The organism is Comamonas halotolerans, assembly GCF_030162935.1.
In the GTDB taxonomy this organism is placed as follows: Bacteria; Pseudomonadota; Gammaproteobacteria; order Burkholderiales; family Burkholderiaceae_C; genus Comamonas; species Comamonas halotolerans.
Genome location: NZ_JASAUZ010000001.1, coordinates 437,794 through 452,247, shown reverse-complemented (window position 1 = coordinate 452,247; position 14,454 = coordinate 437,794). Strand labels below are relative to the sequence as shown.

The window sequence follows — 14,454 nt, the reverse complement described above, 5'->3', positions numbered from 1 at the left end:
ATGCATACTGAAGACTTTCCCAAGGACTTGCACGATCTGAAGCCCACCGCACTATCAGATGCGGTGGCGCCACAGCCTGCGCAGCAAGATGTGGTGCCGTCTGCACCCGCCGAAGTGGCGTTGGACGCGCAGACCAGCGTAGCAGAAGCACCAGCGCAGGATATGCCGGAGCAGGCATCTATTGAAGCCGTCAAGACACAAGTTGCACCTGCATGGACAGCTCCCGTGCCTGATGTGGCCTCGCTCAGTGCTGCAAAAGATGCCGCTGCGTTTGTGGCGCAAATCTTTGCCGACCCAAGCATCTCCGATTCGGCGGATGTGGAGGTCACTGCGGCTCAGCCGTTGGAAGCAGAGCCTGTGGTGAAGCTGCCTCCAGTGCCGCAGCAGTGGCCGTTGGGCCAGGCGCAGCATCTGCAAGGCCAGCGTGTGCTGATCTTGGGACTGGGTGCTTCGGGCATGGCCATGGCACGCTGGTGTACGCGCGCAGGGGCGCATGTAACCGTGGCGGACACGCGTGAAGCACCGCCACAACTGGCGTTGTTGCGCAGCGACTTGCCCGATGCCAATTTTGTAGGTGGGGCACTGAGTAGTGCTCTGGTGGATGGGCAGAACCTGACATCGGTTTACCGTTCTCCCGGTTTGAGTCCGGATTCCATTGCTCCGGTCACTGAAGCTGCACGCGCTATCGGTTTGCCGGTTGGCGGCGAATTGGATTTGTTTGCAGCAGCTTTGCAGGGCTTGAAGACAGCCCATGGCTATCAGCCCAAGGTGCTGGCCATCACCGGTACCAACGGCAAAACCACAGTCACATCGCTGACAGGCAAGTTGCTGGAACAGGCGGGTATCAGTGTCGGGGTGGCCGGCAATATCGGGCCTACATTGCTCGATACGCTGAGCGCACGCATTGATGCACAAGATTTGCCTCAAGCATGGGTGCTGGAGTTGTCCAGCTTTCAGCTCGATGGCGTGCAAGGTTTCGAGCCCACGGCTGCCGTGGTGCTCAACATCACTCAGGATCATCTGGATTGGCATGGCAGCTTGCAGGCCTATGCTGCGGCCAAGGCTCGCATCTTTGGCGATACCGCACTGATGATTCTCAACCGGGATGACCGTGTGGTGATGGACATGCTGCCACCGCCTGTCAAGGTGAAGCTGCAAAAGCCGCAACTGCGTGCACACATCACCTTTGGTGCCGACATGCCTCGCAATCCTGGTGACTTCGGCATTGAAATGGTGTCGGGCATGGCATGGCTGGTACGCGCCATGGACGTGGATACCGCAGGACGTAAATCCCGTGATCCGCAAGAAGACCTGGTCATCCAGCGTTTGCTGCCTGCGGATGCACTGCGCATCCGTGGTCGCCACAACGCCACCAATGCCCTGGCTGCCTTGGCCTTGGCGCAAGCTGCAGGCGCTGCACTGGCACCCATGCTGTATGGCCTGCGTGAATACCGTGGTGAGCCTCACCGCGTGGAGCCCATTGGCATGGTCAACGGCATAGAGTACTTTGACGACAGCAAGGGCACCAATGTAGGGGCGACGGCTGCTGCCCTGACAGGGTTGGGCGCTGATCGTCGCATCGTGTTGATTCTGGGTGGCCTGGGCAAGGGGCAGGACTTTGCGCCGTTGGCAACGCCTGTTTCGCGCTATGTACGTGCCGTGGTGTTGATTGGCCGTGATGCGCCAGTGATCAAACAAGCGCTCCAAGGTGAAGGAGTTCCTCTGCTGGATGCAATGGACATGGAGCAGGCTGTGCAGCTGGCGACTGCGCAGGCCAAGGAAGGTGACGCGGTGCTCATGTCTCCCGCCTGCGCCAGCATGGATATGTACCGTGACTACGCCCACCGCGCGCAAGCGTTTGTGGCCGCAGTTCAGGCCTTGGCTGACGAGGCAGGTCAAGTGCTGGAGGGCTACGCAGGATGAGCAAGCTGACCCATGTGCGCGATCGTTTGCAAGGCTGGTTCGGCGGTGCGGCGGACAAGCCTGTGGACGTGCTGCCTGTGCGCGTGGGCGGCACCGAGTATCGCAAGACCCGTGCGTTGCCGCCTACCGCTCTGGGCCTTGATCAGGCCTTGATCTGGGTGGTGATTGGCTTGATGGCCTGGGGCCTGGTGATGGTGTACTCGGCATCTATTGCCATGCCCGACAACCCTCGTTTCGGCAAGATTGAGCACTATCACTTCTTGCTGCGTCACGCTTTGGCCATGGGCGTAGGCTTTGTTGCTGCGCTGCTGGCATTTCAGGTTTCGATGAAAACCTGGGAGCGGCTGGCCATACCGATGTTCCTGTTTGCACTGTTCCTGCTGGTCATGGTGCTGGTGCCAGGGGTGGGGCTGGTCGTCAATGGTGCGCGGCGCTGGTTGCCTCTGGGGGTCATGAACTTCCAGCCATCTGAGCTGGCCAAATTTGCAGTACTGGTCTATGCGGCGGACTACATGGTGCGTCGCATGGATGTGAAGGAACGCTTCTTCCGCGCCGTATTGCCCATGGCAGCCGCTGTGTTCTTTGTGGGCGTGCTGTTGTTGGCAGAGCCTGACATGGGCGCTTTCATGGTGATCGTGGTGATCTCCATGGGCATCTTGTTCCTGGGCGGTGTCAACGCGCGCATGTTCTTCTTGATGGCCGCCCTGGTGGTGGGGGCGTTCGTGCTGATGATTGCATTGTCACCTTGGCGGCGCGAGCGCATCTTTGCATATCTGGACCCGTTTTCCGTGGATCACGCTCTGGGCAAGGGCTATCAGCTGTCGCACGCGCTGATTGCCATTGGACGCGGAGAAATGTTCGGTGTCGGACTGGGCCGCAGTGTGGAGAAACTGCACTGGCTCCCAGAGGCGCATACCGACTTCCTGCTTTCGGTGATCGGGGAGGAGTTCGGTTTTGTAGGCATCCTCGTCCTGATCATTGCGTTTGTCTGGCTGACACGTCGCATCACTGAAATCGGCCGCGAAGCCATTGCGCTGGATCGCGTGTTTGCTGGTCTGGTGGCGCAGGGTGTGGCCCTGTGGTTTGGTTTCCAGGCCTTTATCAACATGGGGGTGAACCTGGGGGCTTTGCCTACCAAGGGTTTGACGCTGCCGTTGATGAGCTTCGGGGGATCGGCCATTTTGATGAATTTGGTAGCCATTGCGGTTGTTTTGCGCATTGACTATGAGAACAAGCTCCTCAGTCCGAGGATGAGAAAGTAATGAAAGAAAAAGTCGCTTTGATCATGGCTGGCGGTACGGGAGGTCATATCTTCCCGGGCTTGGCCGTGGCCCAGGCATTGCGTGAGCAAGGTTGGCGTGTGCATTGGTTGGGTGCTCCCAACAGCATGGAAGCACGGCTGGTGCCTGCTCAAGGTTTCACGCTGGAGACGATCGATTTCGGTGGCGTTCGCGGCAAAGGCTTGAAAACATTGGCCTTGTTGCCATTGCGCTTGCTCAAGGCTTTCTGGCAGGCCCTGGCGGTTGTGCGGCGTGTACAGCCAGATGTGCTGGTGGGATTTGGGGGATACATCACTTTCCCGGGTGGAATGATGGGGGTGCTTGCAGGCAAGAAGCTGGTGCTGCACGAGCAGAACTCTGTGGCTGGCGCTGCCAACAAGGTATTGGCAGGTGTGGCGGATCGAGTTTTTGAAGCTTTCCCCAATGCCTTGAAGAAGGCCCAGTGGGTCGGCAATCCCTTGCGCGCTGCTTTCCTGAATCAGCCTGAACCTGCCGAACGCTTTGAAGGCAGAACTGGCCCGCTGAAGGTTTTGGTCGTAGGAGGGAGTCTGGGAGCCAAAGCGCTCAATGACATCGTGCCCCAGGCTTTGGCGCTGATCCCGCAAGCGCAGCGTCCTGTGGTGCTACACCAAAGTGGTGCCAAGCAAATTGATGCACTGCGTGCCAATTATCAGGCAGCCGGCGTGGATGCAGAGTTGACGCCTTTTATTGAAGACACGGCGCAAGCGTTCGCACAGGCCGATGTGGTGATTTGCCGCGCCGGAGCCAGCACGGTCACAGAGATCGCAGCGATTGGGGCTGCGGCCATTTATGTGCCTTTCCCACATGCGGTGGATGACCATCAGACTGCGAATGCCCGCTTCCTGGTGGATGCAGGTGGTGGGTGGTTAATGCAACAAGATGCATTGAATGCACAAAAACTAGCTGAAATGCTACAGAATATGCAGCGTTCAACACTCTTGAACGTTGCCCTTAAAGCGAAAACGATGCAGAAAATATACGCAACCCGCGAGGTGGTTGCTGCGTGCGAGGAGCTCGCCGCATGAAACACGCCATTCAAAACATCCACTTTGTGGGACTAGGTGGCTCAGGAATGAGCGGTATTGCAGAGGTTTTACACAACCTCGGCTACAGCGTCTCCGGCTCCGATTTGGCACAAAGCGCCACGTTGCAGCGTCTGCAATCGCTGGGCATTCATACCTTTGTGGGGCACGATGCTGCTCACGTTCAGGCAGCCGATGTGGTGGTGACGTCTACCGCGGTGCAAGCTGATAACCCGGAAGTGGTAGAGGCTCGGGCGCGCAAGATTCCCGTTGTCCCTCGCGCGTTGATGTTGGCTGAGCTGATGCGCTTCAAGCAGGGTATTGCCATTGCCGGAGCACATGGCAAAACCACGACCACGAGTTTGGTCACCAGTGTGCTGGCTGAGGCTGGTCTGGATCCGACATTTGTGATCGGAGGCAAACTCAACAGCGCCGGTGCCAATGCGAAGCTGGGACACGGTGACTACATCGTGGTGGAAGCGGATGAGTCCGATGCCTCGTTCCTGAATCTGTTGCCGGTCATGGCCGTGGTCACGAACATCGACGCCGACCACATGGAAACCTACGGGCACAACTTCGGCAATCTCAAGCAAGCGTTTGTCGATTTTCTGCATCGCATGCCTTTTTATGGCCGAGCCATTGTTTGCGCGGAAAGCCCAGCGGTGCGAGAGATTCTGCCCATGCTGGCGCGTCCCGTGACCACCTATGGCTTTGCCGAAGATGTGCAGGTGCGCGCGGTGGATGTGCGCGCAGAACACGGCCAGATGTGCTTTACGGTGTTGCGTCAGAACGGGCAGTCCTATCCTCCGTTGCAAGTGCGCCTGAGCCTGGCGGGTGAGCACAATGTACTCAACGCGCTGGCTGCAGTTGCTGTGGCGATGGAGCTGGAGATTGCTGATGCAGCGTTGCTGCGTGCTCTGGAAGGCTTTAAGGGAGTGGGACGTCGTTTCCAAAGCTACGGCAACTTGCCATGCACACAAGGTGGCACTTTCACCGTGATTGATGACTATGGTCACCACCCCGTAGAAATGGCCGCCACCTTGGCCGCTGCACGTGGTGCATTCCCAGGCCGTCGTCTGGTGCTGGCGTTTCAGCCGCACCGCTACACGCGGACTCGCGATTGCTTTGAAGACTTCGTGAGAGTCCTGGGTGAAGCCGATGTGGTGCTGCTCAATGAAGTCTATGCAGCCGGAGAGGCTCCGATTGTGGCAGCAGATGGTCGCGCGCTGGCGCGTGCTGTGCGTGTGGCAGGTCGCGTTGAGCCTATTTTTATTGAGAAAATAAGCGATTTGCCCCAAGTGATCGCGGACAATGCGAAGTCAGGTGATGTTGTGCTGTGCATGGGGGCCGGATCGATCGGTGCAGTGCCGGGACAACTGGTTGAAATGCTAGAGAAAAAAGAGCCTCAAACGCAGAAGGAGTCTGCGTTATGAGCAAACGTATGACAAATATTGATGTGCGTGCCCTGGGTAAGGTGGCTGTACTCATGGGCGGGCGCTCGTCCGAGCGTGAGGTTTCTCTCATGTCTGGACAAGGTGTGCTGGATGCGCTGCGTTCTCAAGGCGTAGATGCCCATGCATTTGACCCTGCAGAACAAACGCTGGATGCGCTGAAGACACAGGGATTTGATCGCTGCTTCATCGCGTTGCATGGCCGGTTTGGTGAAGATGGCACCGTTCAAGGTGCCTTGGAGTTGCTGGGTATTCCCTATACCGGCTCTGGTGTGATGGCTTCGAGCATGGCCATGGACAAGACCATGACTAAGCGTATCTGGCGCTTCGAAGGCTTGCCAACGCCTGACTGGCGCTTGGTAGGCAGTGCGCAAGCAACGCGCGAGGCGTTTGCTGCATTGGGTGCCCCCATGATTGTCAAGCCTGCGCGCGATGGCTCCAGCATGGGCTTGAGCAAAGTGATGAATGCCAGTGAATGCGAGGCAGCCTACGCATTGGCCGCCAAGTACGACGATGAAGTGTTGTGCGAGCAGTTCATTGCCGGCGAAGAAACTACGTGTGCTGTGGTGGATGAGGGGGCTGGCCCCGTGGCTTTGCCCGTGATTCGCATTGTTGCCCCAGGCGGCAACTACGACTATCAGAACAAATACTTCACCGATGTCACGCAGTACCACTGCCCCAGCGGGCTGCCCGCCGAGGAAGAAGCGCGTATCCAGCAAATTGTTGTGCAAGCTTTCCGCACGCTGGGCTGCCGGGGCTGGGGCCGTGCTGACGTGATGATTCGCCAAAGCGATCGCAAGCCCTTCCTTCTGGAGATCAACACCTCGCCAGGCATGACCAGCCATTCGCTGGTGCCCATGGGCGCGCGCGTGCATGGCCTGAGCTACGAACAACTGTGCCTGACCATCTTGGCTGCAGCATCGCTGGACAGCGCAACGCATGAGGAGCAAGCAGTCTGATGAGCTACTCCATGTCAGCACCTTTTGACGTCAAACTCATGAACGTGACCGCAACGGCCATGTTTGCGGGCGTGGCTGTCTTGCTGCTGGCCGTGGTCAGTTGGTGGGCTTTGCGCCACCCGGCTTTTTCGATTGCTCGCATTGTGGTGGAAGGTGAGCTGGTGCATAACAACGCTGTCACCTTGCGGGCCAATGTGGCGCCTCACTTGGTAGGGAATTTCTTCACCATCAATCTCAAAGATGCGCGTCAGGCGTTTGAGCAAGTGCCTTGGGTACGTCAGGCCGAAGTGCGTCGCGAGTACCCCAACAGCCTGCGCGTGCTTTTGCATGAGCACGAGGCCCAGGCCTATTGGGGGCCGGAGACAGGCACGGCCATGGTCAACACCATGGGCGAAGTTTTTGAAGCGAATGTTGGCGAGGTGGAGCGTGAAGGCTTGCCTCGCCTTTCTGGCCCGGATGGTTCCGCAGTTGATGTGCTGCGCATGTTCCATGCATTGGCCCCCGCATTCACCAACATAAAGGCTCCCATCGATGCGCTGACGCTGCGCAATGGCGGCACCTGGTGGGTGCAGCTGGAAAACGGGGCCAGCATTGAATTGGGCGGTGGTACTGAACAAGAAGTGCTGCAACGCATTCAACGCTTCTTGCGCACCCTGCCTCAAATTACCCAGCAGTACCAACGCACAGCTGAAATGCTGGAGTACGCCGACTTGCGCTATCCAGACGGCTATGCCTTGCGACTGCGTGGCGTGACCACGGTGTCACGCGAAAAGGCGCTGGAGTTGGCCAAACGCCAAGCCGCGCAGCAAAAACAAGACAGCAAAAAAACACGACCTACTGAGGGCAGGCACTGATATGGCAAGAGAGTACAAAGACGTCGTTGTCGGTTTGGACATTGGCACCGCCAAGGTCATGGCCGTGGTTGCCGAAGTGATGCCAGGCGGCGAGCTCAAGCTTGCCGGTCTGGGCGTGGCACCCAGCAATGGTTTGAAGCGCGGTGTGGTGGTGAACATTGAAGCCACGGTACAGAGCATTCAGCAAGCGCTCAAAGAAGCCGAGCTGATGGCAGACTGCAAGATTCAGCGCGTATATACGGGCATCACCGGCAGCCATATCCGTGGTCTGAACCAAAGCGGCATGGTGGCCATCAAGGACAAGGAGGTCACGCCCACCGATGTGGCGCGTGTGATCGAAACCGCCAAGGCCGTGAGCATTTCTTCCGACCAGCGATTGCTGTTGGTTGAGCCGCAGGAATTTGTCATCGATGGTCAGGACGTGCGCGAGCCTGTGGGCATGAGCGGCATTCGCCTGGAAGCCAAGGTGCACATCGTCACCGGTGCGCAAAGCGCGGCAGAAAACATCATCAAGTGCGTGCGTCGCTGTGGATTGGAAGTGGAGCAACTGTTACTCAATCCTCTGGCTGCCAGTCAGGCAGTGCTGACTGATGACGAGCGTGACCTGGGCGTGGCGCTGGTAGACATCGGCGCTGGAACGACAGATGTAGCCATTTTCACGGGTGGTGCGATCCGCCATACGGCGGTGATCCCGATTGCGGGAGACTTGATCACCAGCGATATCGCCATGGCACTGCGCACACCCACCAAGGACGCCGAAGATATCAAGGTGGAAAGTGGCTATGCCAAGCAGATGCTGGCCGACCCTGACAGCCAGGTTGAAGTTCCCGGCCTGGGTGACCGCGGTCCTCGCATGATCAGCAAGCAAGCGCTGGCAGGTGTGATCGAGCCACGCGTCGAAGAAATTTTCTCTCTGGTGCAACAAGTCATCCGTGAATCCGGCTACGAAGAGGTGTTGTCTTCGGGCATTGTGCTTACCGGCGGAAGCGCCGTGATGCCGGGCATGGTGGAACTGGGTGAGGACATTTTCCTCAAACCCGTGCGCCGAGGTGTACCAAAGTATTCCAGCGCATTGGCCGATATGGTGGCGCAACCTCGCTCCTCTACGGTCATGGGCTTGCTGGAAGAAGCGCGACAAGCAAGATTGCGCGGTTTCAAGGTGGCACAAAAGAGTGGGTCGGTGAAGACCGCTTTTGGTCGATTTAAAGACTTCATTGTGGGAAACTTCTAACTATGTGCTCAAGACGAATGCGCATCACGGGTCCTCCCACCGATTTCCGATACCGACGCCGAAGACCCCGCACCCATACAGATATAGCGAATCCAGTTCAAAAATTTCCAGGAGCACCAACATGACCATCGAAATGATCGAAGCCGAAACATTCAATCAGGGCACACAGATCAAGGTGATCGGTGTCGGCGGCGGCGGCAGCAACGCCGTCGAACACATGATTGCTTGCAATGTGCAAGGCGTTGAATTTGTCAGCGCCAATACCGACGCACAAGCGCTGATCCGCAGCAATGCTCACCGCACGATTCAGTTGGGTCAAAGCGGCCTGGGCGCTGGCAGCAAGCCTGACAAGGGCCGTGAAGCTGCAGAAGCTGCAGTGGATGACATCCGCGCTGCCATTGAAGGCGCACATATGTTGTTCATCACAGCAGGTATGGGCGGCGGTACCGGCACGGGTGCAGCACCTGTGATTGCACGCGTGGCCAAGGAAATGGGCATCCTGACCGTAGGTGTGGTGACCAAGCCTTTCGAATGGGAAGGTGGTCGCCGTATGTCCAACGCCGACGGTGGTCTGACTGAGCTGGAAGCCAATGTGGATTCTCTGATCGTTGTGCTCAACGAGAAGTTGCTGGAAGTCCTTGGTGATGACATCACCCAGGAAGAGGCTTTCGCGCAGGCCAACGACGTGCTCAAGAACGCCGTGGGTGGTATTGCCGAAATCATCAACGAATACGGTCACGTGAACGTCGACTTTGAAGACGTGCGTACTGTGATGGGCGAGCCGGGCAAGGCCATGATGGGCACTGCCCGAGCTTCCGGTCCGGACCGTGCCCGCATCGCTGCAGAACAAGCCGTGGCCTGCCCATTGCTGGAAGGCATTGACCTGTCTGGCGCCAAGGGTGTGCTGGTGCTGGTGACGGCCGCCAAGGGTAGCCTGAAACTGGCGGAATCGCGCTTGGCCATGTCGACCATCAATGCCTACGCTTCGCCGGAAGCGCATGTCATCTATGGTGCGGCCTACGATGACTCCTTGGGTGACGATATTCGCGTTACCGTTGTGGCCACAGGTTTGTCGCGCCCGGTCGCACGTCGCCAGGCTATGTCGGTCGTGCAAGGTGGTCTGCGTACGGGTACTGATGGTGACTTCGCTTATGCTGGTACGACCACGGCTATGGGCGGTCTGAGCGTGGGTGCTACAGGAGCCGGTACCACCATGGGCAGTGCAGGTTACGGTGACGTCAGCGTCCCTAGCGTATGGCGCACCAATCGTACCCAGGCGGCGGCCCGTGTGGATGCACTGTCTTCTGGAGGTATGGATGACCTGGAGATTCCTGCTTTCCTGCGCAAGCAAGCAGACTAAGGCCATGCCTGCTTCCAGCTAGAAACCGAGCCTCAGGGCTCGGTTTTTTTATGTCACGTTTATTTATCTGGGTGCGTGCGAGAGACAGTGGGTCAGCCATGGGGTCAACGGTCATTCATTAATGGGCGTTATAGATATTTCCATGCCCTTAAAAGGGAAGAAAAGTGCCCTGACCGGTAAAATTGCCACATGCTCCAGCAACGTACCATTAAGACCATCACCCGTGCCGTTGGCATGGGTCTGCACAGCGGCCAACGTGTCGAGATGACGCTGCGCCCAGCGCAGCCTGACACCGGCATTGTGTTCCGTCGTGTGGACTTGCCTGAGCCAGTGGATATCCCCATCAATGCCCAGGCTGTGGTGGATACACGCATGGCTTCCACCATTGGTGTGGGCAGTGCCAAGGTGCATACCATTGAGCATCTGATGTCGGCTCTGTGTGGCTTGGGGATTGATAATCTCTACGTTGATATCACTGCGGAAGAAGTGCCGATTTTGGATGGATCGTCTTCGTCCTTCGTGTTTCTGCTGCAAAGCGCAGGCATCGAGCTGCAGAATGCAGCCAAAAAGTTCATCCGCATCAGGCAAACCGTTGAGGTACGTGAAGGTGAAGGCAAGAACCTGAAATGGGCGCGCTTCGACCCTTATCACGGCTATAAGCTGAAGTTCGACATCGATTTCTCACACCCCGCCGTGGACTCCACTGGCCAGTCGTTTGAGTTCGACATGGGTGAAGGCAATTACATGCGTGATATTGCCCGTGCCCGTACCTTTGGTTTTACGCGCGACGTGGAAATGCTGCGCACCAATGGCTTGGCATTGGGCGGTGGTTTGGACAACGCCATCGTTATGGACGACTATAAGGTGCTCAACAGTGATGGCCTGCGTTACGACGATGAGTTCGTGAAGCACAAAATTCTGGATGCAATTGGCGACCTGTATGTGATCGGTCATCCCGTACTGGGTGCATACAGCGCATTTCGCTCTGGTCATGGCATGAACAACCAGTTGATTCGTGCGGTGCTTGCTGACGATGCAAACTGGGAATTTGTCACTTTTGACAACGAGCGCAAGGCGCCAGCCGGTTTCGCACAGACTGCACTGGCTTGGTAGCAGGCCAAGCCAACACCCTGTATAAAGCAGCCATGTTGATTTTTCGCTGGCTGCTTTTTCTTTTGCTGATCGCTTCAGCGCTGTCCTTTGTCTTTTATCTTGGAACAGGGCGGCCTCATTACCGCCGCTGGGGATTGCTAATTTTGAAGTGGGCCGTGATTGCAGGCTTGGCATTCTTTGCAGTACTGGGCTTGTCGCGCTTCATGCTGATTTGACTTGCTGAGGTCAAGGGCAAAGCTGTTCAGTTGCTTGCATCTGTAAAGCGCAGGCAAAGTCTGCATAGCGTTGAGCAAAGTTCGGTAAACCCTTGAAGCATTAGATTTTTTCGTGTGTGTTTAGGGGCATGATCAGGGCATAGCAGCCACTGGAGCTGCACCACTCTTCGTGAGAAAGGACACACCATGCCACTGCAACGCTTTACGACTTCGATAGCCATTGCTGCTGTTCTGGCCTTGGGTGCCACTTCATTGGCGCAAGCACAACCCAATGGGCATGGCGGGCCGCGCCACCATGGGCATGCTCCGCATGCCAAAGGTCCCAAGCACGGGCCACAGCATCCCGGCTGGCAGCATGGGCCGCGTTCAGGCCCCCGTGTGCACCATGGTCATCGTCCGCCGCCGCCTCCGGCAGTGCGTCACTATCGAGGGGCGGGGCCGCAGCACAACTGGGTGCGTGGCTCTTACCTGCCACACCAATATCGCGGGGCACGTTATGTGGTGCATGACTGGCGAGGGCACCGCCTGCATCAACCGCCACGTGGCTACCATTGGGTGCAATATGGTGGCGACTACATGCTGGTGGCGATTGCCTCGGGGGTGATTACACAGCTCATCATCAACGGTATGCGTTGAGCGCGGCGTATAGCGCAACTGTATGGCTGCTGTCGTGCGTCGTTTCATGTAAATGTAACCATGTACCATGTAAACAAAAAAGCGACCGGAATGGCCGTTTTTTGTTGGCAGCACAACAAGTCGATGCAGTGTTTCAGTAAGCACGTCCTGCCTTGAGCATGGCGTGCTGTCTGCGGTTGAGGGTGTTTTCTTGTCCCAGCTTGTGCAGCATGGCTCCAGCGTGTGCGTGCGTGATGGCCAACCCCAGGGCATCCGCCGCATCGGTACCGGGAAGACCCGGCAAACTTAGCATGCGCTTGACCATTTCCTGTATTTGCGACTTGGCAGCACGTCCATGGCCGGTGATGGCTTTTTTCATCTGCAAGGCAGTGTATTCGGCCACGGGTAAATCATTGGTGACCAAGGCTGTGAGCGCAGCGCCACGTGCCTGGCCCAGCAGCAAAGTGGACTGCGGGTTCACATTCACAAAGACAATTTCGATGGCTGCTATTTCAGGCTCGTAGCGTGCTACGACTTCGTTGATGCCTTCATACAGAATCTTCAGACGTGCAGGCAGATTGCCCAGCTCCACCCCTCCCGTGCGAGTGGTGCGAATGGTGCCGCTGGCGATGTAACGCAGCTGCTGACCATCGCGTTCAATCACGCCAAAGCCGGTGGTTTGCAAGCCGGGGTCAATACCAAGAATTCGCATGAAAACAATGTGTGAGCACAGGCGCTGTCAGCGCCGGGTTGTGTACGCAGCCAAGAAATCAGGCTGTGCTACTGGAGCATGATACGCGCCCCTCAAGGCAGCGCAGTGGCTGCCATACGGCGCAAGATGGCATTGCTGCGCGATTGCAGATAGCGAGATTGTGGGTTGAGCTCGTAATATCGTGGACGAGGCAGCATGACAGCAAGGCGGGCTGCCTCTGCAGCGCTCAATTGGGCAGCGCTTTTGCGGAAGTAATGGCGTGCGGCTGCTTCTGCACCAAAAATGCCTTGTCCCCACTCAACATTGTTGAGATAGATCTCCAGAATGCGCTGCTTGCTCAGCAGCAGCTCCAGTGTATGGGCCAGCAAGAACTCCTGGCCTTTACGCAAAAAGCTGCGCTCACCGGAGAGCAAAAGATTTTTTGCCAATTGCTGGGTGATGGTGGAGCCACCATAAATTTTGGCGGGCTTGGCATTGGGTTTGGCCTGAGCTTTTTCCAGTGCTTTCTGGTTGCGCTCCCAGGCACGCTCGATAGCATCCCACTGGACGCCATCGTGTTCCACAAACCCATCGTCTTCTGCTGTGAGAACAGCGCGTTTGAGATGTGCGGAAATCCGGTCGTAGTCCACCCACTGCTGTTTCCAGGGGCGTTGCTGTGCACTTTGGTGCCAGATGCGCCACATCTCAGAGCGCTGCAAGCTGGTGGATTGCGGGTCCCACCAAGCTGCTGCAGCAATGCGCAGGACAAAAAACAGCTGCAAGACCAGAGCCGCACACAATACAAACACCAGCCATTGGCGCAAGACTTTCATGCCTGAGCTTCTTGGGCAAGCAATGTGCGCAGCTCTTGCAACACCTGCTGCGACGCGGGGCGCACACCACGCCATAAAGCGAAAGACTCAGCGGCCTGCTCCACCAACATGCCCAGACCGTCGCGGCCGATGGCCCCGTGTTGGGCTGCCCAGTCGAGGAAAGGCTGTGCTGATACGCCGTACATCATGTCGTAGGCCAAGCTGCTTGGACGCAGTACGGTGGCAGGCACGGGGATACCTGCTCCTTGCAGGCTGGCTGCTGTGCCGTTGATGACGATGTCAAAGCTATCCGTCAAAGCATTCAGAGGGCGTGCTTGCAAGTGCACCTGGTGCTGCTGGGCCAAGGTCGTGTGTTGATCAACCAAGCTCTGTGCTTTGGAGAAGGTGCGGTTGCAGACAGTGATGCTGCGCGGGTTCTGCTCCAGCAGCGGCCCCAGCACACCAGCGGCCGCACCGCCAGCACCAATCAGCAGCACATCGGCTCCTGCAATGGTGACGCCGGCATTGCGCGAAATGTCAGCCACCAGGCCAAGACCATCGGTATTGTCAGCGTGGATGTGACCATCCGCACCAATCACCAAGGTGTTTGCGGCTGCGGCCAAAGCCACGCGAGGGCTTTGGCTGTGGGCAGCCTTGGCAGCGTCAAGCTTGAAAGGAACTGTCACATTGCAGCCCTTGCCACCTGCCGCGATGTAGCGCTCCAAATCTTCGGCAAAACCCTCCAGCGGCACCAGGCGGCGCTCGTATCGCAGCATTTGTTGAGTCAGCTGGGCAAAGCGCGAGTGAATCCAGGGGGAGCGGCTGTGTACGACAGGGTTGCCCATGACGCAGTACGTGTCGATATTTGATGGCATGAGTAGCGATGTTAGGCGTGGGCGCAAAGCAG

Annotated in this window: 14 protein-coding genes; 11 read left to right on the top strand and 3 right to left on the bottom strand. The window is 57.5% G+C overall.

Annotated features, from left to right (window positions below):
• The 11 genes from murD (at position 1) to QEP11_RS02035 (ending at position 12,065) form a co-directional block, all read left to right on the top strand.
• Complete coding sequence (gene murD / locus QEP11_RS02085; protein WP_284334915.1) at positions 1 to 1,923, top strand: UDP-N-acetylmuramoyl-L-alanine--D-glutamate ligase; 1,923 nt, start codon at positions 1 to 3, stop codon at positions 1,921 to 1,923.
• Positions 1,920 to 3,185, top strand: coding sequence for a putative lipid II flippase FtsW (ftsW, locus tag QEP11_RS02080; protein WP_284334914.1), 1,266 nt, complete (start codon positions 1,920 to 1,922; stop codon positions 3,183 to 3,185). Before murD ends, ftsW begins: the two co-directional genes overlap by 4 nt.
• On the top strand, positions 3,185 to 4,249 hold the full coding sequence (gene murG, locus QEP11_RS02075; RefSeq protein ID WP_284334913.1) for an undecaprenyldiphospho-muramoylpentapeptide beta-N-acetylglucosaminyltransferase: 1,065 nt from the start codon (positions 3,185 to 3,187) through the stop codon (positions 4,247 to 4,249). Before ftsW ends, murG begins: the two co-directional genes overlap by 1 nt.
• Complete coding sequence (gene murC, locus QEP11_RS02070) at positions 4,246 to 5,679, top strand: UDP-N-acetylmuramate--L-alanine ligase (protein ID WP_284334912.1); 1,434 nt, start codon at positions 4,246 to 4,248, stop codon at positions 5,677 to 5,679. Before murG ends, murC begins: the two co-directional genes overlap by 4 nt.
• Positions 5,676 to 6,656, top strand: coding sequence for a D-alanine--D-alanine ligase (locus QEP11_RS02065; protein WP_284334911.1), 981 nt, complete (start codon positions 5,676 to 5,678; stop codon positions 6,654 to 6,656). The genes murC and QEP11_RS02065 overlap by 4 nt, the downstream gene beginning before the upstream one ends.
• On the top strand, positions 6,656 to 7,510 hold the full coding sequence (locus tag QEP11_RS02060; protein ID WP_284334909.1) for a cell division protein FtsQ/DivIB: 855 nt from the start codon (positions 6,656 to 6,658) through the stop codon (positions 7,508 to 7,510). The genes QEP11_RS02065 and QEP11_RS02060 overlap by 1 nt, the downstream gene beginning before the upstream one ends.
• A 1-nt stretch (position 7,511) precedes the next feature.
• A complete protein-coding gene (ftsA, locus tag QEP11_RS02055) occupies positions 7,512 to 8,741 on the top strand; it encodes a cell division protein FtsA (RefSeq protein ID WP_284334908.1) in 1,230 nt (409 codons plus the stop codon).
• A gap of 121 nt (positions 8,742 to 8,862) precedes the next feature.
• Positions 8,863 to 10,101, top strand: a complete 1,239-nt coding sequence (ftsZ, locus tag QEP11_RS02050; protein ID WP_284334907.1) for a cell division protein FtsZ — start codon at positions 8,863 to 8,865, stop codon at positions 10,099 to 10,101.
• A gap of 189 nt (positions 10,102 to 10,290) precedes the next feature.
• Positions 10,291 to 11,214, top strand: coding sequence for a UDP-3-O-acyl-N-acetylglucosamine deacetylase (gene lpxC / locus QEP11_RS02045; RefSeq protein ID WP_284334906.1), 924 nt, complete (start codon positions 10,291 to 10,293; stop codon positions 11,212 to 11,214).
• A gap of 32 nt (positions 11,215 to 11,246) precedes the next feature.
• Positions 11,247 to 11,429 (top strand): hypothetical protein, encoded by a 183-nt coding sequence (locus QEP11_RS02040; protein WP_284334905.1) that lies wholly within the window; start codon positions 11,247 to 11,249, stop codon positions 11,427 to 11,429.
• A gap of 186 nt (positions 11,430 to 11,615) precedes the next feature.
• Positions 11,616 to 12,065, top strand: coding sequence for an RcnB family protein (locus tag QEP11_RS02035; RefSeq protein WP_284334904.1), 450 nt, complete (start codon positions 11,616 to 11,618; stop codon positions 12,063 to 12,065).
• A gap of 133 nt (positions 12,066 to 12,198) precedes the next feature.
• On the opposite strand, the gene ruvC is transcribed toward QEP11_RS02035, so the two are convergent.
• The 3 genes from ruvC to aroE all read right to left on the bottom strand — a co-directional run bounded on the left by ruvC (position 12,199) and on the right by aroE (position 14,422).
• A complete protein-coding gene (gene ruvC, locus QEP11_RS02030) occupies positions 12,199 to 12,756 on the bottom strand; it encodes a crossover junction endodeoxyribonuclease RuvC (RefSeq protein WP_284334903.1) in 558 nt (185 codons plus the stop codon).
• Positions 12,757 to 12,848: 92 nt separating this feature from the next.
• Positions 12,849 to 13,568 carry a monofunctional biosynthetic peptidoglycan transglycosylase gene (gene mtgA / locus QEP11_RS02025; RefSeq protein WP_284334902.1) on the bottom strand — a complete coding sequence of 240 codons (720 nt, stop codon included), beginning with the start codon at positions 13,566 to 13,568 and terminating at the stop codon, positions 12,849 to 12,851.
• Complete coding sequence (gene aroE / locus QEP11_RS02020; protein WP_284334901.1) at positions 13,565 to 14,422, bottom strand: shikimate dehydrogenase; 858 nt, start codon at positions 14,420 to 14,422, stop codon at positions 13,565 to 13,567. The genes mtgA and aroE overlap by 4 nt, the downstream gene beginning before the upstream one ends.
• Positions 14,423 to 14,454 lie beyond the last annotated feature (32 nt).

What these genes read in the sequence shown, in the direction of transcription:
- murD (WP_284334915.1), top strand. Translation starts at nt 1, where the DNA reads ATGCATACTGAAGACTTTCCCAAGGACTTGCACGATCTGAAGCCCACC.
- ftsW (WP_284334914.1), top strand. Translation starts at nt 1,920, where the DNA reads ATGAGCAAGCTGACCCATGTGCGCGATCGTTTGCAAGGCTGGTTCGGC.
- murG (WP_284334913.1), top strand. Translation starts at nt 3,185, where the DNA reads ATGAAAGAAAAAGTCGCTTTGATCATGGCTGGCGGTACGGGAGGTCAT.
- murC (WP_284334912.1), top strand. Translation starts at nt 4,246, where the DNA reads ATGAAACACGCCATTCAAAACATCCACTTTGTGGGACTAGGTGGCTCA.
- QEP11_RS02065 (WP_284334911.1), top strand. Translation starts at nt 5,676, where the DNA reads ATGAGCAAACGTATGACAAATATTGATGTGCGTGCCCTGGGTAAGGTG.
- QEP11_RS02060 (WP_284334909.1), top strand. Translation starts at nt 6,656, where the DNA reads ATGAGCTACTCCATGTCAGCACCTTTTGACGTCAAACTCATGAACGTG.
- ftsA (WP_284334908.1), top strand. Translation starts at nt 7,512, where the DNA reads ATGGCAAGAGAGTACAAAGACGTCGTTGTCGGTTTGGACATTGGCACC.
- ftsZ (WP_284334907.1), top strand. Translation starts at nt 8,863, where the DNA reads ATGACCATCGAAATGATCGAAGCCGAAACATTCAATCAGGGCACACAG.
- lpxC (WP_284334906.1), top strand. Translation starts at nt 10,291, where the DNA reads ATGCTCCAGCAACGTACCATTAAGACCATCACCCGTGCCGTTGGCATG.
- QEP11_RS02040 (WP_284334905.1), top strand. Translation starts at nt 11,247, where the DNA reads ATGTTGATTTTTCGCTGGCTGCTTTTTCTTTTGCTGATCGCTTCAGCG.
- QEP11_RS02035 (WP_284334904.1), top strand. Translation starts at nt 11,616, where the DNA reads ATGCCACTGCAACGCTTTACGACTTCGATAGCCATTGCTGCTGTTCTG.
- ruvC (WP_284334903.1), bottom strand. Translation starts at nt 12,756, where the DNA reads ATGCGAATTCTTGGTATTGACCCCGGCTTGCAAACCACCGGCTTTGGC.
- mtgA (WP_284334902.1), bottom strand. Translation starts at nt 13,568, where the DNA reads ATGAAAGTCTTGCGCCAATGGCTGGTGTTTGTATTGTGTGCGGCTCTG.
- aroE (WP_284334901.1), bottom strand. Translation starts at nt 14,422, where the DNA reads ATGCCATCAAATATCGACACGTACTGCGTCATGGGCAACCCTGTCGTA.